The following is a 25,508-nucleotide window of genomic DNA, read 5'->3' as shown; positions in this document are numbered from 1 at the left end:
GGAGTTATCCCACATCCACTTCTTTTTTCTTAGTGCGGTCGGTCATCCGACCGGCTTCCCACAATTCCTACTGCATGTTTACAGAGAACAATACATTACTTCCACTGAACAAAGCGGAAAGAACATTGCCAGCCTTGAGATCTCAATACTTATCCAATATATGAGCCCAGATATATGACCAGCATAAGACTAAGGCAACTCTGAAGCACCCTCATTAGATATACCATTCCAGAGGGACGACAATCTCATCACCTTTTTTGCATTTTCCGAAAAGTGGGATCTCAACCCCTGCATCCTCGAGGAGGATAACAGAGAGACCACATCCTCCACCTCTGGGAATACATTGCCGGACCTTTGCCTTAAAAGATGCATCAACATCTTCTTTTCCCCATGTGGGAACTTTTATTGTGATCACATCACCAATGTTATCCGGCAGCTTATCCTCAAAAGGAGCGATCTTCCTGTAATCAAGTTCATAACCTGTCCCTTTCAGGTTGTTCTCAACATCCCTGAGACCCAGTTCAAGAGCCTCTGCAATGCCTTCAAGTGAATATCCATTTTCATGGAGGAACTTCGTGGAGCCCTTTTTGAGATGATCAAGGTCCGAGTACTTCAAAGGACGAGTCCTGCACAATTCCCTCATCAAGCCAAGTCTTACTTCCCCGTCATCTCTGCAATCCATAATTAAGAACTCCTTTTTATTCCTGAGTGCTTGCCTTTATGCCATCCTCGAACCAGTCCAGTATCGCAGACATAAGTGCAGAAGATGAAGCTAACAGGTCATCCCTTCCAGTGATCTCCTTTTCAGACTGGATGTACTTCCCTTCCACAAGATCAGAACTGCACTCTGAAATAAGACTGTCAATACAGCTTTCATCGGCCTCCGGATGGAACTGTACTGCCAGAACATTATCGCCATATATGAATCCCTGCTCAGGGCAGGCCTCACTTTCAAAGAGCCTCCTGGCCCCATCCGGGAGAGTGAAAGTATCACCATGCCACTGAAGTACGGTCAACTCTGAAGGAATGCTGAATAACACTTCGTCCTCATTGAAAGTATCGAGTGACCTTATACTGTGCCAGCCGATCTCACGGAACTCATTTCTGGAAACCTTTCCTCCCAGCAGCTCCGAGAGCATCTGGGCACCAAAACATATTCCATAGACAGCTTTTCCGGAATCGATGATTCCCTTTACGAACTCCTTTTCCTGTATGAGCCACGGATGTTCATCCTCCTGATAGACGCTCATAAGACCACCCATGATGATCAGGAGATCGAATTCATCAGGCTGTGGATAGATAGAGTTCACGTATGGCATGGTCACAGATATGGAATAACCATTATTGCATGCCCACTCCCTGATGTTACCGAGTGTTTCGAATTCCAGATGTACCAGACAGTGTATATTCATAGTATTCAGGTTCGAAAGGGGGTTTTGAACATATACCTTTTTGGGTATACTGACTGGAAATACTTCCACCAGGAATCAGAGGATACATGAAAAATGAAAATGAAAAATGAAAATAAAAAATAATCAAGCAGCCATTTAAGCTCTGATTCACATCATCACTCAGTCAAGAGTACACTTGAACTCCTTTTCAGATGAGGTCACAAGATAGTATGTTGCTGCAAGTGCAACTATCAGTACACCCATACCCATCAGAAAGATTGGATCGGTACTTTTGATATCGATGATCATTACTTTCCTTACAACTGCAGTGATACCTACAAGGATGATCACATCAACATTCATGGATGATTCCATGATTATCATCTTGACCGTCTCGAGCAGCTCAATACCGATGATAACAAGGAAGAAAAGCCCGAATACATCCAGTATCTGTTCCACACCAATCACAAAGTAAGGCGGAGTGACCATATCAAGAACTACGATCCATCCGATCTCCAGTGTAGCACTCAGAATAACTAATGCCATCATTACGATAATTGCTTTGATGACCACGGTCTGAAACATGTTTATGTATTTAATTATCATTTATTTACCACCACCGAGGATCTAACAGTTGGATCACCAGACTCATGTATCTTTAGAAGAACTGGGTAAAGTAGTTTTTCTTTTTCATTGAGCTAATTGTTACTTTATGTGTAAAAAAAATGCATATCTAGTACGAAAGATATAAATGCATTCTCGGGAATTCAAAAGATATCCCAATACAAGAGGCAACATCCTTGAAAATAAACAGAATGCATGTATTTGCAGGCATCATCATATTCATGTTCCTTGTTCTGGTGGCAAGGATGCCAATGGAACTATCCGGAGCTGATATGCCAGATAATTCCACAAATACGACAAAAGAGGACGAAAATGAAGGAACATCTTTGATGTCATCACCTGATAATCCATCCACCGAGGAAAAGAAAGGATGGTGGAAGCATACAGGCCATAGTTCGGTATCCCATTCGAACGATGATCAGGGAAGTGGCAGCTCCGGTGAAGGAGCCACCAACAATGATAAGAACGAAGTTGAGGAGATACCAGAATTCCCCTTCATCGCGATTCCTGTGTTCATTGTTATTTGTATTGCTATGATCATCAGCAGAAAATGAAGTGATAGAACCGTCTATTCATTATAAAAAATAGAAAAAGAAATTGACAATAACCCCTTATTGCAATTTTAAGGATCCGTTCGACAATAACCCATCGTCATCCTGACAATCTGGATGACGCCCCGGATCTGCTCATACTCCATTTGTCCTTTCGGACGATCTCACCCCGTTCCTTAGCCGCTCATACTCCTTTCCTTTTTATCCCGGTTATTGGAAATGTGAGCATTTCGTTTTTATGATGCAGAGGGGAGAGACATCGTGCTCGCATTTCCGTGCAATCCAATTCCGTTCTTTACGTTTTTTTACCGGGTAATTCTGGGAGGAAAAACCATATCGTAACACCTTATGGTTTATTTCTTTGCGGGCAGTCACTGAGGGAAGTTCCTGCCACAATTAAGAATATCTTTTTCTACTATATTAATATATCTATATTATAATATATAATGATTATCATAATGATGAGGCGAATATTCAGATAAATAATGTGTCAATAGACCACATAGAGATCACTCCGAACAGAAGTAATCTCCTTCAAGACCGAATTTTCTGCGTATTATACACCCTGAACAGAGGCATCCCTTTTTACTCACATCCGGACGAGGGCCTTTCGAACAGAACATAAAGACTCCTTTTTCAGAATAGGAAGGACACTGTGGACAATTGCAACCCTTGGAATGATGGTAGGATGTACAGATACCAAAGTATTTGCCACGTCCTTCGGAGAAACAGTTTCTATCATCGGTCATGTTCAGTCACTATGATAAAGGAATGGTAAAATGGAAAAGAAAGAAAGAAAAGAAAAGAAAAAGAAGGAAAGCTCAACCGAGCTTTTCCTGAAGATATTTCTTGAAACCTGCGTAGTCCGTACCGAGATAATCCATGAACTCTTCCTTTGCCTCGATCTTTTTGAGGCTTTCAGGAAGTTCAGGCTCAACACCAGTCTCAGCCTTTACATGCTCAGGGAACTTGGCAGGGTCTGCTGTTTCCAGAGTGACAGCAAGAGTGTTGTCGCCGGTACTGGCCCTGAAGTCAAGAAGTCCCTTTATTCCAACTGCACCGTGTGGTTCTATAAGGATGCCGTATTTCTCGTAGATCTCTTTGATGGTTGCCTTTGTCTCATCATCTGTTACGGAGCCGGAGTAGATGTCATTCCTGAGCTTTGCCATATCAGGTTCTTTACTGATATGACCGGTCTCGTCCATGACACCATCATAGACAGCGATGAGCCTTGCAAGGTTGCTTGGGTGTCCCACATTCATAGCATTGGAGAGACAGTTCCTTGAAGGTTCGATCTTGCTGTACTCGCCTGTGTTCAGGAAGGCTGGCACCTCGTCATTCTCATTGACGGATGCTATTATCTTTTTCACAGGGATTCCCATGGTCCTTGCCAGGACACAGCCCATCATGTTACCGAAGTTACCTGAGGGAATAGAGAATATGATATCCTCAGGATAGTTCCTGAGCTTTGCGTAAGAGTAGACGTAATAGATAGATTGTGGCACAAGGCGACCAATGTTGATGGAGTTTGCCGAGGAGAGGTTGAAACCTTTAAGGTCCTCATCTGCGAATGCCTGCTTCACCATTGCCTGACAGTCATCGAACTTGCCATCCACAGAGATGGCGGTGATGTTCTTGCCAAGGGTTGTCATCTGCTTGCGCTGGCGGTCGGATACCTCGTCTGTCGGGAAGAGTACGATGACCTTGATGTTGTCAAGACCGTAGAAGGCATCTGCAACCGCGCTGCCGGTATCACCGGATGTGGCTGTGAGTATAGTGAGGCTCCTGTTCTCCTTGCTGAGATAGTACTGCATGAGCCTTGCCATCATGCGGGCTGCAAAATCCTTGAATGATGCAGTTGGCCCCCTGTCAAGCCTCATGATGTAGGTATTCTCGTCAACCTCCTCAAGAGGGACGTCATAGTTGTAAGCATCATATACGAGGGATCTCAGTGACTCGTCATCTACCTCGCCTTCGAGTACTTTGCTCAGTACCCTGTAAGCTATCTCAGGATACGGTGCATCTTTAAAGGAATCGATCTCCTCCTTTGAGAATTTCGGAAGGCTGCGAGGCATGTAAAGCCCCCTGTCAGGTGCAAGTCCTGTGATAAGGGCTTCCTCAAAGCTGACTTCCGGCGCGTTAAGATTTGTGCTGTAGAGTTTCATTTTGATCAGGAATTAAAGTTGATATGGATTAGTGTAATTGATAGATAATGACCTTTAAAGGATAAATAAGTATGAATACCTTGCTATTCGCATAAAGCAACTGCCCCTACGGACAGATGAATGACAGATTTAAATAATATGCAACAGTATGACATTCTAAAGAACTTATAGGTTGAGAGACAGTGAAGAAACTAGTCAGGATATTAAAGATAATCTCACTATTAATTGCTGCACTGGTAATCATTTCCATTGCAGGGATAGTGTTGTATGTAGAGACTGGCAGCCATAGGGAAGAGTCGTACATGAGCAGTTACAACTATGATATTTCTATCGAAGCTAACAAGCCCCTGCACAATGTAACACTGTACGTTCCACTGCCCATCTTTAATAATACATCTGTTGTTGGAGAGGATATGCTCTCCAGAGGTTTCTATAATAACGCTCCTGACTGGAACTTCAGTATTGTGGAAACCGAGCACGGAACTATGTTATCGATAACAAACGACAGGATAATCCCCAGGTATCAGTCATTGCCGATTGCCATTGAAGAAGATGAAGATACAGAGAACGAAGTTTCTGTAGCTACAGAATCGAATGAATACTCAGAGGAAACACCCGTGTTGTGGCCTGTTGAGTTCTCAGTAATGACAAGGGTGAACCAGAGCATCGACACAAAAGATCCTCTTGATAATGCATCGATCCTGCTCCCTAAATACGATATTATCAGCTCAGGATCACCATACGACATACCGACCCCGGAATACATCGAACCTGAATACTATGAGTATGAAAGCAGGATATTTGCACAATACAACTCCTCGAACCAGACAGATGTCTATATCCGCGTTGAGGTGAACGGCGCAAATGAATGGAGGACCGGTGGATGGAGACATAACTCTTTCCAGGACAGGGTTGCCGTCCGGATGAACGGACCACAGGACGGCTGGATCACAGCAGAGGGATCTATGGTCGCTGGCGATGGAATCTATTGATGACTAAGGCAATGCCACCTGGCCTGCCTTAGGCATATAATCTATATTTCAGCTCTGTAGAGACCATGTTAATTGAGCTTTGAAGTCAACAGCTATCAATTATCGAATAAAGTCAATTTTTTCAATTAGTAGCAATGGAACGTGCCGCCTGCGGCGGGTGGTCGTACTGTTCTTTATTTCCAAATAACCTTTTGCAGAACTACCAGAAACACAACGATACATTATACAACAAGTTTTGCAAACCGAAGTCATGGATAACTTCAACCATCCCGAAGGGACCCGGCGAAGCCGGCACAATCCGAAAAAGTGAAGAATAATTTGCTGCTTGAACTTTTTTCTGCATAACGGCAACTAAAAATCATTATTTTTCCATATCTTAATAGGCATGAACTATCCAAAGAAGGATCCATACAGAGCCAAAAACGGAACTTCACATATGTAGAAAAGTAAAAAACGTAAGCTGGAAGCTTACACTTATTCCGCATTTATCTTCTTCAGCAACCATGCCATATTAGAGGCAAGGTTAGCCATGGTCTGCATACCCTCAGCATCCTCATTGACATCCCCGGGGTTAAGGCCAACACCAAGGTTCCAGTAGGATGAACCCACGGTAACCATATTGGTTATCCCGAAGAGATGATTGATGGAGTCATAAGCATGAACAGCACCTGCCCTTCGAACCGCAATAACAGCAGCACCGACCTTCCTTGAAAAGAGCCCACCATTAGCAATAGCCACGAAACCCGCACGGTCAATTAGTGCCTTGGTCTCTGTGTTCACATCAGCGAAATAGGTCGGCGAACCAATGACAATACCATCGGCATCCTTCATCTTAGCAATGCACTCATTGATGACATCATCATCAAAGACACACTTGCTGTCCTTATTCTCAAAGCATTTCATGCATGCAGTGCAGCCACGAACTTTCTTCCCGCCAATGTTGATGGTCTCGGTCTCGATACCTTCTGCCTCGAGCTTGTTGGTTAGTTCTTTCAGGAGGTGTGCGGTGTTTCCTTCTTTACGTGGGCTTCCGTTTATTGCGATGACTTTCATGGTGGTTTCCTCTTGTTGATATGAATTCGTAATTCCAGATGTGATATATGAAAATGAAGAGTGATAAATGAGTTGGAATGATTGAAAAACAAACTATTATTTTAAATCTCTCGGATTTGCGATGATATTTCGAAAGATTTTTAGCAGCATACAATTTCAAATGTTTTTAATAGAATGAATATTTCCTATCAAACAGAGTGAAATAACATGAAATTCGGGAAATACATAATATATATGGTATTGGCAATTGTGCTGCTTTTCTTACTACTATTAGCATATTGGGAAATCGAGACTGACTTTTTACAGGAAGAAGCCAATATGATGGCTGAAGCTTATGCACAGGACATCATAGATCGCACATGTTTCTGGGACTGGAAATACGAATTCTCAGAGCAGGTAGGCAATTATACAGCACCTGAAGGTTACAATTTTGTAGTGTGTACGATCCATCTACAGAATAATGAATTTGGACCTATTTTTACAGAGCCGGGTAACTGGAAACTTACCGCTGGAGGAGTAAGCCATAACCATGATATAGCAACATACTCGGATGAAATATCCTATCATTCGATGCATGATTGGCCAGGACAAGTGCTCGATACTTGGTATGAAGAAGAAATCGATGGTTGGACTGGAGAAGAGGTCGATGATTGGACTCAAGAAAAGCTTGATGAATACATTGATAATTGGTCTGAAGGAGGAGAGGATTATTGGGATGGAGAAGAGATGGAAACTCAAATTGTCTATCTGGTACAGACAAATCGTAGTATCCAGGAACTGAACTGCGCCGTAGATTACCCCTACTACCTGTCACGTGATTGGCATTATCATAGCTATCTGGACCCTTCAGCATTCACACTTAATTTTGACTGGAAATACGAACTCACTGATCGAGTGGGTAATGATCTCGCACCATATGGGTACGATTTCGTAGTGTGTGACCTCTATTTCCAGAACAACGATAATGAGGCGATCTCAACTGACCCGGATAACTGGGAACTGGTCGCTGGCGGAGTGAGCCATGAACACGATATGGCAACGTACTCGAATGAAATATCCTGTAATATTATCGATGTTGAGAATGGAATGGAGGCTGAAACCCAGATAGTATACCTGATACAGGAAGATATTACTATAGAAGGAATAAGTTGCACCGCAGATAATATACCACCAATACATAGCACCTGGTACTATAGTGAAGGCAACAGCCGCTCCACATGGTGGGACTGGATGCCCGCACTCTCAAAGCAAATAGGTAATAATACTGCACCGGATGGGTACAATTTTGTGGTGTGTAATATCTTTCTCAACAATCGTGAAGTAAGATCCATCTCAACAGACCCGAATAACTGGAAACTGATCGCCAGCGGAGTAAGCTACGATCATGATATGGTGACATACTCAGACGAAATATCCTCTAATTCTATCGATGTTGAGCCCGGAATGCAGACTGAAACCCAGATTGTCTACCTGATACCTGAAAACAATACCATAGAATCATTGGTCTATGATGCATACAACCCACCTATTATGACTAATTCCTGGTATTACAGGCCTATAGATTATTGAATTCAATACAACTATCGACCCGTGTCGTAGATGTTCGGGCAATAGTGATCATGCAGATCTATTCGCATGATTGCTTTTTTCTTTTTTTAAGTGGGCTTCTGTTTATTGTGGCTGTTTTTGTGGTGGTTTTTTCTTTAACATAAATGAAACTAGAAAAAATATGAAATTATCTATAAGTTGTTTTGACTTCCAGTCATATAGAAGAAAACTGAGGGTATTAACCCAACTAAAAAAAGGATGTGGAGAATTAAACACATCCACAATTTACTACCTACTTTTCGTTGTGGATTTTGATTGACCCGCCCTGAATTGCAGTCGTTGGATCTGCGGTCTCATCAGCACCCAGCATATTGTCGTAAATTATCTCACCATCATCAATATCCCATATCTTCATCCTGAAGAGATCAATGTCGATGCTTGGTGTGAGTTCAGCGTCAACAGCCGATATCATGAAGCCATAATTTCCTTCATCATTGATAGTTCCAGTACCTTTGTACATGGCTTTTGAACTTGCAATTACGAGCCAATCATAGGTTGTTGACTTGAAGTTCAGATCAGCAACATGGAACTGGAACTCAGTTGAACCGGTTGGTACAGTTGCTCCTTTTTTAAATTTGGATACAAATCCAAAGGTTGTCTTACCGGTCAGGGTTGGGTCTGTTACATACGCACCTTCTGGTGAGCTAATCCATCCACCACCAGTTACAAATCCACCATCTGAATCGTAGACAACAACATACTGTTCAGAAATCCTCGTGCCAGAACCACCATCGTCATCTTCCACTTCCAGTGTTATGGTGTAGACACCTGGTTGACCATAAGTATAGGTTCCTGAGACTTCACCTGACCTGTCCTTAAATGCCCCATCTGATGAATAATTGCCGTCCCCCCAGTTCCAAACTGGCATGTGTGTATCCTCTTTCCCATCATCCTCAAATGAAGCTGAAACTGCGATATCAGTGCCTAACAATACCGGATAAATTGGTGAATCGATAAGGCCAACAACTGGTGCAACATTGCCTACGGTAACAGTAATTGTATCTGTGCTGGTTAAAATCCCATCACTAACTTCCAGTTTTACATCACCACTATAGTCATCATCCCAGGTGTGTGTTGCAGTGTAATTACTCGACCACTTGCTATCCCATGTTCCATCATTATTAAAGTCCCATCTATATTGAAGTTCATCATCATCAGGGTCATATGATTCGGAAGCATTAAAAGTTACAGGTGAACCTTCAGATGCAGTATCCGGTTCAAATGATGAGATTACAGCTGTGGGTGCATTAACAATATTACCATTTATTGCAACAGAGTCCAGTTCTTTGATAATATCAATTTCACCATTGTTGTCCATGTCGATATGCATCGAGAAATCATTGGTTTCTGAATTCACCGATATGGTAGCAGTTGTGTCCTTATCAAGATCAACATTTAGATATTCAACTTCAATCAAACCTTCTGGATTGCTTTGCTTTAATTTAAGGTCAAATGTTCCTTCATCATAAGAATCAACAACATACACAATAGTATCGGACTGACCTAGAATGATTATCTTTTCAGGATCATATTCTGGGCCGTTATAGAAAGAATTGGGTATATCTCTAAAAATATCTGATCCCACTGATCCAGTGTATCTTATTTCTATTCCATCAAAATCATAAGCATATAGATGAGCTGGACAGTTTAATTCCCCTGATACAAATCCTTCATCGGAATCGTACACAACAACATACTGGTACTCCTCTGTATCATATCCAGTATCATCATCCTCTATGATGAGGTTAACTGTATAAACACCGGACATAGAATATACGTGAGAACTGCTCACTGGGTTGGTAATTGAAAGTAGTTCTGTTGCTGTTCCATCACCCCAGTCAATGATACAGTCGTGAGTATCACCTAAACCCGGATCTGTAAAAGTACAACTAAGACCAATTTCAGTACCTATCTCTACAGGGTCGGTTTGTTGTACTCCAAAGGATGTTATGGTTGGTGCAATATTGCCCACAGTAACAGCAATCGTGTCAGTGCTGGTTAAAATACCATCACTAACTTCCAGTTTGACATCACCAGTATAATCATCATCCCAGGTGTGTGTTGCATAAGGAGATTCTGATTCAAAATCACATTTTCCATCATTATCAAAGTCCCATTTGTATGTGAGCAGATTATCATCAGGGTCATATGATTCGGAAGCATTAAAGGTTATAGGCGAACCTTCGGAGGCGTAATCTATTGGAGATATTGCAGCAATTGGTGGATTGTTTGGTACTAATGATATATCAGTCTGAAGGGCAATTATGCCTGTACCGGCTACATAGACATTATTACCAGCTACATAGACATCATTACCAGAAACGGCAACATTGTATGCACGACAAGCATCGTACCCACCTGCAAAAGTCGGTGATTCAGGATTACTGATATCAACAATTACAAGACCATTCATTTCATCTGCTATGTAGGCATAATCACCGGAAATAACAACATCCCAGGCCCAATCATCAGTATCACAAGTACCTACTAATGAAGGAGATGTGGGGTCAGTAATATCAACAATTACAAGACCATTAGGACCATCAGCTACATAAGCATAATTTCCAGAGACTTTGACATCCCATGCAGAACCAGCAGTATCATAAGTGCCTACAATTGTAGGGGAAGTAGGAGTAGTAACATTAATAATTACCAGACCATTGGTTTCATCAGCTAGGTAGGCATAGTTTCCTTTTACATCGACACCTTTTTTCCAATCTCCATTGTCACCAGTTTCATAAGTGCCTATGAGTGTTGGAGACGATATATCACTGATATCTATTATCAAAAGGCCTATGTTGTCCTCAGCCACGTAAGCGTAATTGTCTGATATAACTACTTCACTTGCAGAAAGACGACCACTACAAGGGATACCATATCTAGAAACAAGTTGCGGTGATAATGGATCACTTATGTCCATAATCTCAATGCCATTTTCATAATCCGCTACATAGGCGTAGTTGTCAGATAGTGTAACATCGAATATCATTGACATACCACATATTCGATTTAATGTTCCGACCACGAATATGTTCTCAGGGTCAGTTATATCGATTACATAAAAAGCCCCACTTCCCGCTGCATATGCATAATTTTCAGATATTGCAAGAGCCTGTACATAAATCCCAATTCCAGATTGAAAATTTATATTTACTTCATCTGCACTTGCTGTACCATTCATGCTTAATATTATTACTATAAGAGTAATACCAATACAAAGTATCTTTCTGAAATTATTTACCATATCACCACATATCCCTTTTGTACCACTGAACAAAAAGAGATCGTTCTGCTAGTATTGAATATTCTGTATAAGTTTAATGATCTCTTTTTGTACCCAGCACTACGACACTTAGAGTGCTAAATAGTACAGTTTTGCTTGATTAAAGAAGAAAAATAAACACTACTAATTATCCAAAGGATAATGTCAAATTCCTTCTATTAATAAATATAAATTTATTAATATAAAAAACTTATGAAATGTATTAGAAATATTGTGAAAATTGAGATTTAATTATTTGTGAAGAAATATACATAAACCATATTTAAAATGAAATATGGATTTTTGTATTATTGGTGAGAATTTATATAACAATGAATTATAATTATAGATAACAAAATACCGAAAAGTTGTATCTATCTTATACTTTATGAAAAGTATAATTTGAACTGAAGCAAAATAGGTTTTAAGGTTCATATCACATGTATAGCAGGATAAGTTAAAACTATTCAATTTATCTCAACTGTGGAGTTCTGTGAGGTTTGTTAAGGGCACATTATACTTGATTAATCATTCAATCAAGTTCTTCAAGTTGAGTTAATCCCGATATAGTGATGAAGAACATCATTCTTAGAAATACATGTTCTTTGGGGAACACCTGGCAACGGTTCATAAAGTCAATAAATCTATGAGTAATTAAAAAATTTAAAAATTGATGGAGAAAACTAATCTCAATTTTTGTCAATAAAAATTTAAGGATTAACTATACAGTCTACATATTATTTATCAAAAAGTCTCCAAAAGTGCCAATCGTAAGTCAAATGGTACTTTTAAACTCGCTTATACATTATTATAATAGTTTTTAATTATTTATTAATGGAAATTAGAGATAATAAGCGTTGTCTAATTTATAGCAATATTGTGATTTGTGTGAATGAAACTGACAATCCATTTATGCTATTTAATCATACAAGGGAAAAATAAAGAGGAAGATTAATTCCTCCCATTCACTCTCCGTTATGTATCTTGATCGATCCCCCCCCAATCTCTGGTTTTTCAATTAGTGATGTTAGATCTACATTTTCTTCATATGCAACCATATTGTCATAAACTATAGTACCATCATCATCAATATCCCATATCTTCATCCTGAAAAGATCAATACCGGTGCTTGATGTGAGTTCAGCGTCAACAGCAGATATCATGAAACCATAATTTCCTTCATCATTGATGGTTCCAGTACCTTTGTACATGGCTTTTGAACTTGCAATTACAAGCCAATCATAAGTTGTTGACTTGAAGTTCAGATCAGCAACGCGGAACTGGAACTCAGTTGAGCCGGTTGGTATAGTTGCTCCTTTTTTAAATTTGGATACAAATCCAAAGGTTGCCTTGCCGGTCAGGGTTGGGTCTGTTACATAGGCACCTTCTGGTGAGCTAAGCCATCCACCACCAGTTACGAATCCACCATCTGGATCGTACACAACAACATATTGTTCAGAAATCCTCGTGCCAGAACCACCATCGTCATCTTCCACTTCCAGTGTTATGGTGTAGACACCTGGTTGATCATAAGTATAGGTATCTGAGACTTCACCTGACCTGTCTTTGAATACCTCATCTGATGAATAATTGCCGTCCCCCCAGTTCCAAACTGGCATGTGTGTATCCTCTGTCCCATCATCCTCAAATGAAGCTGAAACTGTGACATCAGTGCCTAACACAACCGGATTAATTGGTACATCGATAAAACCAACGACTGGTGCAACATTGCCTACGGTAACAGTAATTGTATCTGTGCTGGTTAAAATACCATCACTAACTTCCAGCTTGACATCACCAGTATAGTCATCATCCCAGGTGTGTGTTGCATAAGGAGATTCAGATTCAAAATCCCATGTTCCATTATTATTAAAGTCCCATTTGTATGTGAGTGGATCATCATCAGGGTCATATGATTCGGAAGCATTAAAGGTCACAGGCGAACCTTCATATGCAGTATCAGGTTCAAATGATGAGATTACAGCTGTAGGTGCATTAACAATATTACCATTTATTGCAACAGAGTCCAGTTCTTTGATAATATCAATTTCACCATTGTTGTCCATATCGATCAGCATCGAGAAATCATTGGTTTCTGAGTTCACAGATATTGTAGCAGTTGTGTCTTCATCAAGCTCAACATTTAGATATTCAACTTCAATCAAACCTTCTGGATTGCTTTGCTTTAATTTAAGGTCAAATGTTCCTTCATCATAAGAATCAACAACATACACAATAGTATCTGACTGACCTAGAATGATTATCTTTTCAGGATCATATTCTGGACCGTTATAGAATGAATTGGGTATTTCTTCCAAAATTACTGAACCATAAAATCCGGTATATCTTTCTTCTAAATCATAAGCATATAGATGAGCTGGACAGTTTAATTCCCCTGATACAAATCCTTCTTCGGGGTCGTAGACAACAACATACTGGTACTTCTCTGTATCATATCCAGTATCATCATCCTCTATGGTGAGGTTAACTGTATAAACACCGGATGTAGAATATACGTGGGAACTGCTCACGGGGCTGGTAACTGAGAGTAGTTCTGTTGCTGTTCCATCGCCCCAGTCAATGATACAGTCGTGAGTATCACCTAAACCCATATCTGTGAAAGTGCAACTAAGATCGATTTCTGTACCTATCTCTACAGGCTCGGTTTGTTGTACTTCAAAGGATGTAATGTTTGGTGCAACATTACCCACGGTAACAGTAATCGTATCAGTGCTGGTTAAAATACCATCACTAACTTCCAACTTGACATCACCACTATAGTCATCATCCCAGGTGTGTGTTGCATAAGGAGATTCTGATTCAAAATCACATGTTCCATCATTATCAAAGTCCCATTTGTATGTGAGTGGATTATCATCAGGGTCATATGATTCGGAAGCATTAAAGGTTACAGGCGAACCTTCATAATCAAGGTCTATTGGAGAGATTATAGCTGATGGTGAGTTATTTGGTACTAATGGTGGATTAATTCTAAGAATAATAAGTCCATCATATTCACAGGTCATATATGCATAATTTCCATAAATACAAACACTCTGTCCAGAATCATATTCTAAACTGGTAGGATAGCTATAACTGCCGGCAAAAGTCGGTGCTATTGGATCATCAATATTTAAGACTATGAGATTTGCTTCTTTAGTTACTAAATATATGTAATTATCTTTTACTACTATATCGTTCCCGCTAGCATTATAAAGCCCTTCCATTATTGGTGCTGTTGGGTCACTTACATTGACAACAATTAATTTATTATTAACCCAATCAACAAGGTAGACATAATCACCGGATTTAGCAAGTTCTATTGCACCAAAAGACCATACACCAGGATTTACCAAGTAAAGACCTGTATATGGAAATGAAGGAGGATTACTTATATCTATAATTTTGAAACTTTCTAAGCATGTCAAACCATCAGCTAAAAAAGCATAATTCCCAGATATTACAACATCTCCTGCCAGTCCTTCAGTTTCACAATAATCTATTAACAAAGGATTTTCAGGATTACTTATATCAACAATCACAAGGCCATAGACATTGCATATGTAAGCAGAATTGTCAACTATAGCAATATCACTTGCATAACCATCAGTATAACAAGTACCTACAATTGTTGGTGTAGTGGGATCATTTACATTGATGATAAACAGACCCTCATAAAGGTCGGTTACGTAGGCATAATTTCCGATGACTTCAACATCCGTTGTTTCTCCACCAGTTATACAAGTACCAACTATTGTTGGTTCCGTTTGATCATTTACGTTGACTATTACAAGTCCATTGTTCGCAGCTAGGTAAGCATAATTGTCGACTACAGTAACACCATTTGCAGTTTCAAGATCTAAATTACTTGTAAATTCAAAGTAAATCTCATCTTCATTTGCTACAGGTGCTTGGTTTGTCTGCAAAATGAGTGGGAAGTGATCAATGTTTTTTTCATTAATGACATATGGATTATCGCATATGCCATCTCCATTAGCATCTGTTGTATGTGTTTGGCTGAATCCTGTTCCGTCAAGTTTTGCCCAGTAATTTCCTGCAATATAAGGGCCACCTATGATGTTGGGTCCATCTATTATTTCAGTGTCCCATAAATTGGTATCTAAATAATCTACATTTGCCAAGTTGTCTGAATTATTAAAAAAATTGTTGTAGATTTTGTTGTTGTAGACGTACTCGTAGAAATAAATACCGCATACATTATTCACTATTGTGTTGTCGGTTAACTTGTTGTTGCCAGAATTATATAATTCGAAGCCTGCATAAGTACAGTCCATTATAGTATTACTGATAATGATACTATCATTAGATGTGTATAGGCGGATACCGGTGGAATAGGGATCCTCCCACCCCATACGAAGACCACTGGCCGTTATTGTGTTACCTACTAACTCGTTGTTGCTTGAAGATTCCAAATTAATACCATAGCCGCCAGCGTAGTAGTAGTTTGAAATTATTATTTCGTTGTTTTCTATGGTACTGTAGCTAGAACCGTTCAGGAAAATACATGATTTTTGAAGCCCTACCATGCTTACAGTGAAGCCACTGATTGTTACCTGGTCTGCAGTAATGTCAATAACATGATCATCGTAGGGTAAAATACCATCATAGTAGATGGGACCGGAAATATTAGTAACTGAAGCGCCATCAGTTGATGTTATAGTTAACTGTTTATTGACATCTACATTTTCGATGTAATTCCCTGGATATACGAGAATTGTATCACCGGGGCTTGAAGCGTTGATAGCTGCCTGGATAGAGGTATATTCTGCACTGCCAATATCGTCATCAACTGTGATAGTTTCTGCTGTTGCAGTTCCCATACTCAGAATGATCAAAATCATCCCCAACCAAATCATAATCCCGCAATTAACATTCATTTTAAAAAACCACCATCTAAAAGTGCATCCTTAGTTTTCAATTAGAGAAGAAAACAAAGCATGACTAAATAATCAAAGTGAACACATTCAAATTTATGTCTTTTGTAAAAAGATACTGATTCAGGAATAAATATTTTTTCAAATTTGCATTTAATTATTTATATTAAATAGAAGATATTAACTATATGAAGAAGACAAAATAAAAAACTACACAAAATAGCCGTAGAAATATTATATCATTAATTAACACATAGATATCCTGAAATTCAGAAGATCCATTTTTCAGAAGAGATAGAAAACATAAAAACATGGTGCGGGAGATGCGATTCGAACGCATGAACTCCTACGAGACTAGGCTCTGAACCTAGCGCCTTTGGCCAGGCTGGGCAACTCCCGCATTGTGAATGTTGGTTAGTAGCGGCTTTTTCTAATTAAACCTTGTGTTTGAAAAGTTAAAAAATGTTTGTTGAAACCGGTGGCATCATGCCAGCAGTTTCAGTAAGAGTGCTTTCTGGGCGTGCAGGCGGTTTTCGGCCTGGTCGAAGACCACCGAGTGAGGACCGTCCATTACCTCGGCACTGATCTCCTCGCCGCGGTGTGCAGGGAGGCAGTGCATCACGATAACATCAGGTTTGGCCTGCTCTACCAGTTCTGAGTTGATCTGGTATGGTGCGAGGTCCTTCAGGCGTTTCTCGCGTTCATCCTCATCGCCCATGGATACCCATACGTCGGCATAGAGGATGTCAGCATCCTTTACAGCCTCTGAAGGGTCGTTGGTGATAGTGACAACTCCGCCAAGCTCCCTTGCAAGCTCAACGATATCCTCATCAGGCTCGTATCCCGGAGGACATGCAACAGCGACCTCCATGCCCATGAGGGCACCGCCGATGATAGCTGAATTACACACATTGTTACCATCGCCCACCCATGTGTATTTCAGACCTGCCAGTTTGGTCTTGTACTCACGGATCGTGAGCAGGTCGGCAAGTATCTGGCATGGGTGTTCCTTATCGGAAAGCGCATTGATCACAGGGATAGAGGAATGCTCAGCAAGCTGTTTCACCGTTTCATGGCTGTAGACCCTGGCAATGATACCATAGAGGTATCTTGAGAGCACCTCGGAAGTGTCCCCGACCGTCTCGCCTCTGCCAAGCTGCATATCCCTGGGGTTCAGGTAGAGTCCATGTCCCCCAAGGTCGCACATGGCAACCTCGAAAGACACCCTGGTACGAGTGGACGATTTCTCGAATATCATACCAAGACTCTTGTTCTTCAGCAGGTCCGTGACCTTGCCCCTCAGGCGTTTCTCCTTAAGGTCCTCCGCCATATCGAGTATCTCAACTATCTCATCGTGGGTCAGGTCAGCCATTGATATCAGGTGTTTCATACTATCAGCCTTCGCAATTACCTAGATTCAAATTATTATCAGTTCCCTCGTATCTCATTCATATGGTCGATACGCCTCTGAATGAGGAAGTCCTTACCAATGTCGTTCCTGTAGTGCAGGTCGCCGGAAAGGTTCTCCAGTGCATTCTGGGCTATCTTCTCCGCCTCTTCAATGGAATCCGCAATTCCTACTACCGCAACAGCCCTTGAGCCGGTTGTACAGACCTTTCCGTCCTTCTCATAGACACTTGAATAGAAGAGTACCGCATCGCCGATGTCACCAACAACGACCTCCCTGTCCTTTGTAGGATGGTCAGGATAACCGGCAGGTACAGCATACTTACATACAGTTGCCTTGCCACTGAACTTAACATCGACCTTATCAAGTGTACCGCTTGCCATTGCAGCCAGGATATCCACATAATCGCTCTCAAGTAAAGGCAGTACATTCATTGCCTCGGGATCTCCGAAACGTGCATTGAACTCGATGACCTTTGGACCGTCCTTTGTTATCATGAACTGACCGTACAGCGTACCCTTGTACTCCTGACCGGTCTCCTTGTAAAGTGCAGTAACGGTATCCTTCATGATCTGCTTTGAGCTTTCAACATCCTCTTCCGTCAGGAAAGGAAGGATCTCGCCAGCCGCATTGTAGGAACCCATTCCACCGGTGTTAGGTCCGAGGTCGTTCTCGAAAGCCCTCTTGTGGTCCTGGACCGTTGGCATGAAAGCAAGATGCTTACCATCAACGAAAGCCTGAAGGGTGAACTCCTCACCAACGAGGTTCTCCTCAACCACAACACTGCCCTGGTCCAGAAGACCTGCTGCATATTTCTTTGCTGCTTCAAGGTCAGGAAGCTGGTCGCCCATTACCTTGACACCCTTACCACCTGTAAGACCGGATGGCTTGATAGCGACATTTCCAAGCTCATCGATGAAAGCATCCATTGCATCCTTATCTGTGAAGACATCGAACACAGGACAACCTGCAATGTTGTTGTTCCTCATGAAATTGCGTGCCCATGCCTTATCGAACTCAAGCTGTGCAACCTTCTTCTTAGGACTTGCAACACTGATGCCCTTCTCCTCAAGGGAATCTGCAAGACCCACTGCAAGAGGTGCCTCGGGACCTACTACAACGAGTTCGATGTTCTTTGATACCGCGAACTCGACAACCTTTTCCACATCTGTCTCTTTCTCAAGGAGGAAATCCTCACATAATGCTGCAATGCCAGGATTCTTCTTTGACATCACTGCATAGATGGACGGATCCTTCCTGCTGCGTGCTATTGCTGCTGTGATAGCATGCTCTCTTCCGCCGCCACCAACTACTAGAATATTCATATATCAAACCTCGTTATCATAAAAATGCGATATGCGGATAGGTCCTGTCCTGTACTATCCAATATCATATCATTTCTTGTTATTTTATCAGGTATCAGAATACTAAAACTCTAATTCCTGCAATAAATAACTTGCCTTAGCTTCCCTTAACTGCCTTGATCCACCGGGATACGACCATGTCGGCCTAGATGAGGTCGCTTGCCCTGACAAGAGGGACGAGTTTCACGCCCATATCAGCCAGACCCTTCTCAGCCCCGGACTCACGGTCCACTACTGTTATGACACGGTCAACAACGGCACCTGCTTCACGTATGGCCTTTATGGCATCCATGACAGAACCGCCACTTGTGGTAACATCTTCAATGAGCACTATTCTGGAACCTTCCCTGAAGTCGCCTACAAAGCGTCCGCCGGTACCATAATCCTTCTCAGATTTACGTATCAGTATAAGCGGAAGGTCGGTCTCAAGAGATAAGGCCGTTGCAAGGGGAACACCACCGAGCGCGACACCACCCACAGCATCCAGTTCAAGGCCGCTTACAACCTTTCCTGTTTCCCTTGCTATAACCCTGAGCGTAGCAGGATCAGTGCTTGCCTTCTTGATATCAATATAGTACGTACTTTTCTTCCCGGAAGCAAGTGTGAAGTCACCGAACTTTACAGCACCACATGCTTTAAGGGCATCTATCAATGCAAGTTTTCCATTCCCTTCAGACATAATATCACCTGATTAGTATAAGTGTTCGAGATTTGCGATCAATGACAATATTTAGGTCGCAATATCAAATATAGTAATTCATAGAATTCACCAGGGTTCGTTCTTTACCCCGATGTAGTATCCAATAACGTTGGTCACAAAATGCAACAGAGGCGTGAAGAGCAGTACAGCAAGGGCGATACTGAAAGTGAAGTTGCCCAAAAACCATGCAGGTGATGTGATAAGCGTCAGCAGCCATGCACCCATGACAAAATCAAGCTGATCGACACCGGGCAGGGCAGCACCTCTCTTGTATCCTATCCTGCGTTTGACAAAACTCATGGACATATCACCCAGAAGTGAGCCGAAAGCAAGGGTGAATATCACAAGCAGGGCACCAGAACCTTCACCAAAGGAGGGCAGTTCAACACCAAATATGCTGCTGCTCCTGCTAAGATAATACATTTGTGAAAGACCCAGCAACATTCCGCAAATGGTCCCTGCAACAAGTCCGCGCCAGGTTTTACCGTCACCCAGTATACGCCGTCCGTCAGACATCGTCCTGCCGCCATCTATAGCAGGGCCGCCACCGAAAACGGCAGCCATTGAGTTAGGCAAATAAGCTGGAAGCATAAGCCATACAGCAGTTATCAGTATCTCTATCGTAAGTATCGATCCCCTTAGTAACTCTTTTAGCAACTCATTCCTGCAATAACAGCAATACTATATTCTCATCGGTTGCTCTGTTCTGATATACAACATCATTATTTAATATATCGAAATACAGTGGATAAAATAAAAATGCATGGTATGAATATACTTTGCCTTCAGGTCTAACTATAAATACAGTGTATACATAGAATTCAGTCCATAATGAAAAACAAGATACCACAACTGACAACAAGCAATACGATGCTTGCAACTGTTGTCACTTTTCTTCTGCTGGCAACTATCATTACAATGGGAATGCTGACCCCTCTTATCGCAAAACTCACCACCGGGGTCGAGCTCAGCCTCGAAGCCTCATACTTCAATAACAGAACCGCCATTCCCGTAGCTGTCCTAATGCTGCTTCTGAGTACATGTATGCTGGTGGGCTATGCAGAAAGAAGATACATACTCCCCATAGTCGGAGCATCTTCATTGGTATCTGTTATCTTTGCAGTTGTCTCACCTTTTGGTAACACTCCAATAGACATATCATTACCAATACTTACCGTGACGCTTCTTGCAACCCTTTACAGGATATTCGGCATCTATATGAAAAGCAGGAGCATGGATACCCGCACAAAGATAAGGAAGCTCAGCGCACATGTTATCCACATAGGGATCATACTCATCCTTCTCGGGATCGTCCTCAGTTCCAACATGAAAGTGGAAAGTTCCGCTGTGCTCGGGACAAATGAGATGACAGCCTTCGAAGGCCAGCATTACCAGCTTATCGTCAACAGTATGAACTCATACTACAGTGGAGAGGCTTTCAGAACGTATCCTGGCTCATCCTATACCACTGAGGTCATTTTCGACATATACAAAGATGGGAACTATTTCAAGAGTGGAAAAGTCGAATATATAACCGATTTCAAGTGGGGACAGACCTACACCACCACCTTCATCAACCGCGGACTTACCGAGGAACTTTTCATCGCACCAAGAGCGATCAGCGAATCAGATGGTGAGATAGACCTGTACATGCGAACAGTACCCTTCATCAACTGCCTCTGGGGAGGCATGTACCTCATGGTGATAGGCATCATAGCCCTGTTGTTCACAGACCGCAGATCAGAACAGATAACCGGATCAGGGTCAGGGCCAAAGAATGCAGGGCCTTCCGGCAACAACAATGCTGTCAGCTCCGGCGTAGATGAAAGATATGACCGGATGCTCGAACAGGAAATAAAGAAACGCAGGGATAAGAGGACAAAGGACAGGAGATGATGACTTGAACTTAGGCATGATACTCATATGGCTGGCCTTTATCTTCGGATGGGCAGCAACATTCTATTCAATTCGCTATTATACGGCATCCGACCACATGGCAAGGATACGCTCTAAGAAACTGGAGATATTGTGTACCGCCAGCATCACACTCTCGGCACTCATACTCATGTTGCACCTGTTGATCGTGAACGCTTCCTACGAATACGTTTACAATCACTCCAGTACGGATCTCTCGTGGTTCTACCGCCTCTCAGCCTTCTGGGCAGGACAGGAAGGATCGCTCCTGCTCTGGACCTGGGCAACACTTGTCATGCTGATGCTTGTACGCTACACAGGATACACGAAGGAACTCTCCGAGACAAGGATGATGGACATCACTACCATGGTTACCATGGCAATTGTATCCGTGTTCATGATACTGCTTGTGATCGACAGTCCTTTCTCTGCATTCCGCGTACTCTCGTCGGGTACCATCGAGGCCACCAACTGGAACCCTTTTGCTGCACTTTATGACGTACCATATGGACAGGGAATGAACCCGCTCCTGCGTAATCCATGGATGGCGGTCCATCCGCCCATACTTTTCCTCGGATACGCCGCATTCACCATACCCTTTGCAGCAGCAATTGCCAACCTGATCACAAAGGACGGACGCTGGACACTTGTAGCAAGGGACTGGATGAGACTGGCATGGCTTTTCCTGACACTTGGAATAGGCCTGGGAGGATTCTGGGCATATGAGGTTCTGGGTTGGGGTGCTTGGTACTGGACCTGGGACCCTGTGGAAACATCATCACTTATACCATGGATAACTTCCACCGCTTACCTGCATGCACAGACACGCACAAGACATGGAGAATATGGATTCCTGGCACCACTGCTTGCAGTCGCCTCGTTCGTACTTGTGATATTCGCAACCTTCGTCACAAGGAGCGGGATATGGGCCTCTGTGCACTCATGGCAGGATTTCACAACAGAAGGAGCTGTCATTGCCACATTCCTTGTGATACTCACAGGAAGCAGCATCTTCCTGCTTGGTAAAAGATACCTGGAAGATGAGAAAGAAGAGAATTGACAGAAGGCAGGGTTTGTATATGCCCTGTCCTGCCTTTTATTTTTATTTTTTTACTGCGTAAACGTTCATCCTTCTGAAATACTCGAAATATGTCCCGTCCGGCTGAGCAGCTCTTTTTTTAGTATCTTCAACTACAGTATCCCTGAAAAGCTTAGTTCTCTCTTCCTCAAGGTAAGGCATAAAAGGAACCAGACCGGGTTGCTCTATCCATCCTACAAAGGACGCCTCATCCGGGAAATTGCGGTCGGCATCTTCCATCCAGACCTTTCGTTGTTCAAAGCCTGCTGATAAGAGTTGTTCTTCATATTCCGAAGTTCCCGGCATGTACCAGGGCCATTCCAGTGAACTGAACTCCTTTTCAAATTCAGAAGAGGATATAGTCTTCATGAGCACATCATATAGATTCCTGCAATTTCCCTCCCCTGCAAACTGTACCCTCATGAACCCACCTGTTCTAAGATTCTCGTATATAGTCTTCAGGAGATGGGAATGATCTTTGACCCAATGAAGAGCTGCATTAGAGAAAACCACATCGAACTTTTCCTCAAGGACCATGGTTTCCATATCCATCAGCATGAACTCCATGTTTTCAGCCCTGTGTTCTTCTGCCTGCTTCAGCATGGAAGCAGAGCTGTCAACACCTACAACCCTGCCATCAGGGACTCTCTCAGCCAGCTTCGCCGTGAGGAGACCATTGCCACAGCCCAGATCAAGGATATGTTCATCTCCACGAAGTTCAAGTTCCTCCATTACTTTACTGCCCCAGTCCCTCTGCGGCTGGGAGAACTTCTCATATTTCTTACCATCAAAATCCTTTTCCATTCATATCTACCTTCACCACAGAAGGTATTTACTCATCTATAAATTTTTCAGTTTTCAACTTCCCATTCTCTTCAATTAGGATCTCTATCTTCCTTTCAGCCTTTGACAGTTTCTGGTTGCACACACGTGCGAGCTTCATCCCGCGCTCAAAGAGTCCGAGACTCTCATCAAGGGTAAGCTGACCCCTTTCAAGCTTCTCTACAAGTGATTCCAGTTCCTCAAGGGAACCCTCGAAGCTGATATCGTCCGGTACTTCAATCTCTTCTGACCCGTTCTTCTCTTCATCCCTAACTTCCATAAGTTCAACTCCTTTTCTCCCCACTATCCACAATGTTCCCATCCTCTGTTCTGACACCGGTGACCCTGCACTCCACAGTACCATCCATGATCCTGATGTCAAGGGATTCATCCGTATCAACATCATCTATACTCCTGACAACACTGTGGTCAATGCTCCTTAAAGTGATACTATATCCCCTTTCCAGTGTGTTCAGGGGGCTCACGGCATTCAGGCGACCTGCAAGTCCCGAGAGGGATGATGCCTTTGAATCTATCACCTTTCTGAGACCGAACTCCATTCTGGAACTCAGTTCGTCCACTCTTTGCATGTCGCGCCGGATGATCTCAGCGAACCTTTCAGGCTCGATCCTCGAAGAAAGATGCTCAAGTTGCCTCCTGTTATCAGATAATATATGTATTGCAGCCTGCTCCATACGGGCTGAAAGCGAAAGCACATGTTTTTTCAGGTCTGACCTCTCGGGGACAGCGATCTCCGCAGCAGCTGATGGTGTCGGAGCCCTCACATCAGCCACAAAATCTGCAATGGTGTAGTCAGTCTCGTGCCCTACGGCAGATATCACTGGCACCTTTGAATCGAATATCGCCCTGGCAACGACCTCCTCATTGAAGGACCAGAGATCCTCAAGAGAGCCACCTCCCCTGCCAACAATCATCACATCCACATCCATCTCGTTAAGCTGCTCTATGGCCCTTACGATGCTCTCAGCAGAGTTCTCACCCTGTACCAGAGCAGGGCTCAGAAGTACATCCACAGGGAACCTGCGCTTAAGCACATGAAGGATGTCGTGTATCGCCGCACCTGTAGGAGATGTGACAACACCCACCTTTGAAGGATAACGTGGGATCCTTTTCTTATGGACCACCTCGAACAGACCTTCTTCCTGCAACCTGTTCCTGAGCTGTTCGTATGCCTTGTATAGTTCACCGATGCCATCAGGCCGCATATCGAGTACCCTTAGCTGGTACTGACCACGGACTGTGTAGACATCCACAGTTCCGAACACAAGCACCTTCATGGAAACCTCTGGTTCGAACTTGAGCGTCCGGTTCGTCATCCTGAAGCTCACACAACTTATCTGGGCGCCCTTATCTTTCAGAGTGAAATAATAATGGCCGGAGCTATGTTTGGTCAGGTTCGATATCTCACCACGCACCCACACCTGTCCAAGCTGCGGGTCGTTTGTCAGAACCTGTTTGATGTACTCATTCAATTGTGAAACGGTGTATATGCCCATGCAGGACCTCCGGCCTTTGAAGTGAATTACGCTTTGAGAGTATAAAGTCCAGAGGAAAGTTATGTGAAAGTATTATATTAACGATTGTTGCCGGTCTTAGCAAGCAGAATGCCATTATCAAAAATATTACATCATAAAAAAAGAAATTATTCTAAATTAATTTG

At 42.5% G+C, this 25,508-nt stretch carries 20 protein-coding genes and 1 tRNA gene; 5 read left to right on the top strand and 16 right to left on the bottom strand.

Annotation, left to right across the window (positions count from 1 at the left end):
• Positions 1-214 precede the first annotated feature (214 nt).
• The 3 genes from V7O63_RS05955 to V7O63_RS05945 all read right to left on the bottom strand — a co-directional run bounded on the left by V7O63_RS05955 (position 215) and on the right by V7O63_RS05945 (position 1,997).
• Complete coding sequence (locus V7O63_RS05955; protein WP_340820590.1) at positions 215-682, bottom strand: hypothetical protein; 468 nt, start codon at positions 680-682, stop codon at positions 215-217.
• A 16-nt stretch (positions 683-698) separates the two neighbouring features.
• Complete coding sequence (locus tag V7O63_RS05950; RefSeq protein WP_340820589.1) at positions 699-1,412, bottom strand: type 1 glutamine amidotransferase; 714 nt, start codon at positions 1,410-1,412, stop codon at positions 699-701.
• 159 nt (positions 1,413-1,571) lie between these two features.
• Positions 1,572-1,997, bottom strand: a complete 426-nt coding sequence (locus V7O63_RS05945) for a phosphate-starvation-inducible PsiE family protein (protein ID WP_340820588.1) — start codon at positions 1,995-1,997, stop codon at positions 1,572-1,574.
• Between the two features lie 194 nt (positions 1,998-2,191).
• Here V7O63_RS05945 and V7O63_RS05940 point away from each other — a divergent pair, with 194 nt between their 5' ends.
• A complete protein-coding gene (locus V7O63_RS05940; protein ID WP_340820587.1) occupies positions 2,192-2,569 on the top strand; it encodes a hypothetical protein in 378 nt (125 codons plus the stop codon).
• A 506-nt stretch (positions 2,570-3,075) separates the two neighbouring features.
• Here the strand turns inward: V7O63_RS05940 and V7O63_RS05935 are convergent.
• Both V7O63_RS05935 and thrC read right to left on the bottom strand, forming a co-directional pair.
• Entirely contained in the window at positions 3,076-3,315 is a 240-nt protein-coding gene (locus tag V7O63_RS05935; RefSeq protein WP_340820586.1) for a DUF2769 domain-containing protein, read from the bottom strand.
• Positions 3,316-3,387: 72 nt separating this feature from the next.
• Positions 3,388-4,731 carry a threonine synthase gene (gene thrC, locus V7O63_RS05930; RefSeq protein ID WP_340820585.1) on the bottom strand — a complete coding sequence of 448 codons (1,344 nt, stop codon included), beginning with the start codon at positions 4,729-4,731 and terminating at the stop codon, positions 3,388-3,390.
• A gap of 182 nt (positions 4,732-4,913) precedes the next feature.
• Here thrC and V7O63_RS05925 point away from each other — a divergent pair, with 182 nt between their 5' ends.
• Complete coding sequence (locus V7O63_RS05925; RefSeq protein WP_340820584.1) at positions 4,914-5,723, top strand: hypothetical protein; 810 nt, start codon at positions 4,914-4,916, stop codon at positions 5,721-5,723.
• 474 nt (positions 5,724-6,197) lie between these two features.
• Here the strand turns inward: V7O63_RS05925 and V7O63_RS05920 are convergent, their stop codons facing one another.
• The gene (locus V7O63_RS05920; protein WP_340820583.1) at positions 6,198-6,776 is read right to left on the bottom strand and encodes a flavodoxin family protein; all 579 of its coding nucleotides are present in this window, start codon (positions 6,774-6,776) and stop codon (positions 6,198-6,200) included.
• Between the two features lie 318 nt (positions 6,777-7,094).
• On the opposite strand from V7O63_RS05920, the gene V7O63_RS05915 reads away from it, so the two are divergent.
• A complete protein-coding gene (locus V7O63_RS05915; protein WP_340820582.1) occupies positions 7,095-8,345 on the top strand; it encodes a DUF4352 domain-containing protein in 1,251 nt (416 codons plus the stop codon).
• 271 nt (positions 8,346-8,616) lie between these two features.
• Here V7O63_RS05915 and V7O63_RS05910 read toward each other — a convergent pair whose 3' ends face one another.
• From V7O63_RS05910 to V7O63_RS05880, 7 genes are all read right to left on the bottom strand, one after another.
• Positions 8,617-11,628 carry a PKD domain-containing protein gene (locus V7O63_RS05910; RefSeq protein ID WP_340820581.1) on the bottom strand — a complete coding sequence of 1,004 codons (3,012 nt, stop codon included), beginning with the start codon at positions 11,626-11,628 and terminating at the stop codon, positions 8,617-8,619.
• Between the two features lie 983 nt (positions 11,629-12,611).
• Positions 12,612-16,487 carry a PKD domain-containing protein gene (locus tag V7O63_RS05905; protein WP_340820580.1) on the bottom strand — a complete coding sequence of 1,292 codons (3,876 nt, stop codon included), beginning with the start codon at positions 16,485-16,487 and terminating at the stop codon, positions 12,612-12,614.
• Between the two features lie 366 nt (positions 16,488-16,853).
• A tRNA-Leu gene (locus V7O63_RS05900) sits at positions 16,854-16,941 on the bottom strand.
• 84 nt (positions 16,942-17,025) lie between these two features.
• Positions 17,026-17,931 carry an ornithine carbamoyltransferase gene (gene argF, locus V7O63_RS05895; protein ID WP_340820579.1) on the bottom strand — a complete coding sequence of 302 codons (906 nt, stop codon included), beginning with the start codon at positions 17,929-17,931 and terminating at the stop codon, positions 17,026-17,028.
• Positions 17,932-17,969: 38 nt separating this feature from the next.
• Positions 17,970-19,274: a phosphoribosylamine--glycine ligase gene (gene purD, locus V7O63_RS05890; protein ID WP_340820578.1), complete on the bottom strand. Its 1,305-nt coding sequence runs from the start codon at positions 19,272-19,274 to the stop codon at positions 17,970-17,972.
• A 184-nt stretch (positions 19,275-19,458) separates the two neighbouring features.
• Complete coding sequence (gene pyrE, locus V7O63_RS05885) at positions 19,459-19,992, bottom strand: orotate phosphoribosyltransferase (protein ID WP_340820577.1); 534 nt, start codon at positions 19,990-19,992, stop codon at positions 19,459-19,461.
• Between the two features lie 87 nt (positions 19,993-20,079).
• Positions 20,080-20,622, bottom strand: coding sequence for a CDP-2,3-bis-(O-geranylgeranyl)-sn-glycerol synthase (locus tag V7O63_RS05880; protein ID WP_340820807.1), 543 nt, complete (start codon positions 20,620-20,622; stop codon positions 20,080-20,082).
• A gap of 222 nt (positions 20,623-20,844) precedes the next feature.
• On the opposite strand from V7O63_RS05880, the gene V7O63_RS05875 reads away from it, so the two are divergent.
• A complete protein-coding gene (locus tag V7O63_RS05875) occupies positions 20,845-21,909 on the top strand; it encodes a cytochrome c-type biogenesis CcmF C-terminal domain-containing protein (RefSeq protein ID WP_340820576.1) in 1,065 nt (354 codons plus the stop codon).
• Between the two features lie 4 nt (positions 21,910-21,913).
• Entirely contained in the window at positions 21,914-22,987 is a 1,074-nt protein-coding gene (gene ccsA / locus V7O63_RS05870; protein ID WP_340820575.1) for a cytochrome c biogenesis protein CcsA, read from the top strand.
• A 42-nt stretch (positions 22,988-23,029) separates the two neighbouring features.
• Here the strand turns inward: ccsA and V7O63_RS05865 are convergent, their stop codons facing one another.
• From V7O63_RS05865 to xseA, 3 genes are read right to left on the bottom strand one after another with little or no spacing between them, the layout of a single operon-like run.
• Entirely contained in the window at positions 23,030-23,809 is a 780-nt protein-coding gene (locus V7O63_RS05865) for a methyltransferase domain-containing protein (protein ID WP_340820574.1), read from the bottom strand.
• Between the two features lie 28 nt (positions 23,810-23,837).
• Positions 23,838-24,107, bottom strand: coding sequence for an exodeoxyribonuclease VII small subunit (locus V7O63_RS05860; RefSeq protein ID WP_340820573.1), 270 nt, complete (start codon positions 24,105-24,107; stop codon positions 23,838-23,840).
• Positions 24,108-24,111: 4 nt separating this feature from the next.
• Positions 24,112-25,344 (bottom strand): exodeoxyribonuclease VII large subunit, encoded by a 1,233-nt coding sequence (gene xseA, locus V7O63_RS05855; RefSeq protein WP_340820572.1) that lies wholly within the window; start codon positions 25,342-25,344, stop codon positions 24,112-24,114.
• Positions 25,345-25,508 lie beyond the last annotated feature (164 nt).

Origin of the sequence: Methanolobus sp. WCC4 (assembly GCF_038022665.1) — an archaeon.
GTDB lineage: Archaea > Halobacteriota > Methanosarcinia > Methanosarcinales > Methanosarcinaceae > Methanolobus.
This window is presented reverse-complemented; position numbering and strand designations above follow the sequence as displayed.

Bases quoted from the DNA above. Each gene is read 5' to 3' on its own strand.
- V7O63_RS05955 (WP_340820590.1), bottom strand. From the start codon at position 682: ATGGATTGCAGAGATGACGGGGAAGTAAGACTTGGCTTGATGAGGGAA.
- V7O63_RS05950 (WP_340820589.1), bottom strand. From the start codon at position 1,412: ATGAATATACACTGTCTGGTACATCTGGAATTCGAAACACTCGGTAAC.
- V7O63_RS05945 (WP_340820588.1), bottom strand. From the start codon at position 1,997: ATGATAATTAAATACATAAACATGTTTCAGACCGTGGTCATCAAAGCA.
- V7O63_RS05935 (WP_340820586.1), bottom strand. From the start codon at position 3,315: ATGACCGATGATAGAAACTGTTTCTCCGAAGGACGTGGCAAATACTTT.
- thrC (WP_340820585.1), bottom strand. From the start codon at position 4,731: ATGAAACTCTACAGCACAAATCTTAACGCGCCGGAAGTCAGCTTTGAG.
- V7O63_RS05920 (WP_340820583.1), bottom strand. From the start codon at position 6,776: ATGAAAGTCATCGCAATAAACGGAAGCCCACGTAAAGAAGGAAACACC.
- V7O63_RS05915 (WP_340820582.1), top strand. From the start codon at position 7,095: ATGATGGCTGAAGCTTATGCACAGGACATCATAGATCGCACATGTTTC.
- V7O63_RS05910 (WP_340820581.1), bottom strand. From the start codon at position 11,628: ATGGTAAATAATTTCAGAAAGATACTTTGTATTGGTATTACTCTTATA.
- V7O63_RS05905 (WP_340820580.1), bottom strand. From the start codon at position 16,487: ATGGGAACTGCAACAGCAGAAACTATCACAGTTGATGACGATATTGGC.
- argF (WP_340820579.1), bottom strand. From the start codon at position 17,931: ATGAAACACCTGATATCAATGGCTGACCTGACCCACGATGAGATAGTT.
- purD (WP_340820578.1), bottom strand. From the start codon at position 19,274: ATGAATATTCTAGTAGTTGGTGGCGGCGGAAGAGAGCATGCTATCACA.
- pyrE (WP_340820577.1), bottom strand. From the start codon at position 19,992: ATGTCTGAAGGGAATGGAAAACTTGCATTGATAGATGCCCTTAAAGCA.
- V7O63_RS05875 (WP_340820576.1), top strand. From the start codon at position 20,845: ATGAAAAACAAGATACCACAACTGACAACAAGCAATACGATGCTTGCA.
- V7O63_RS05865 (WP_340820574.1), bottom strand. From the start codon at position 23,809: ATGGAAAAGGATTTTGATGGTAAGAAATATGAGAAGTTCTCCCAGCCG.
- V7O63_RS05860 (WP_340820573.1), bottom strand. From the start codon at position 24,107: ATGGAAGTTAGGGATGAAGAGAAGAACGGGTCAGAAGAGATTGAAGTA.
- xseA (WP_340820572.1), bottom strand. From the start codon at position 25,344: ATGGGCATATACACCGTTTCACAATTGAATGAGTACATCAAACAGGTT.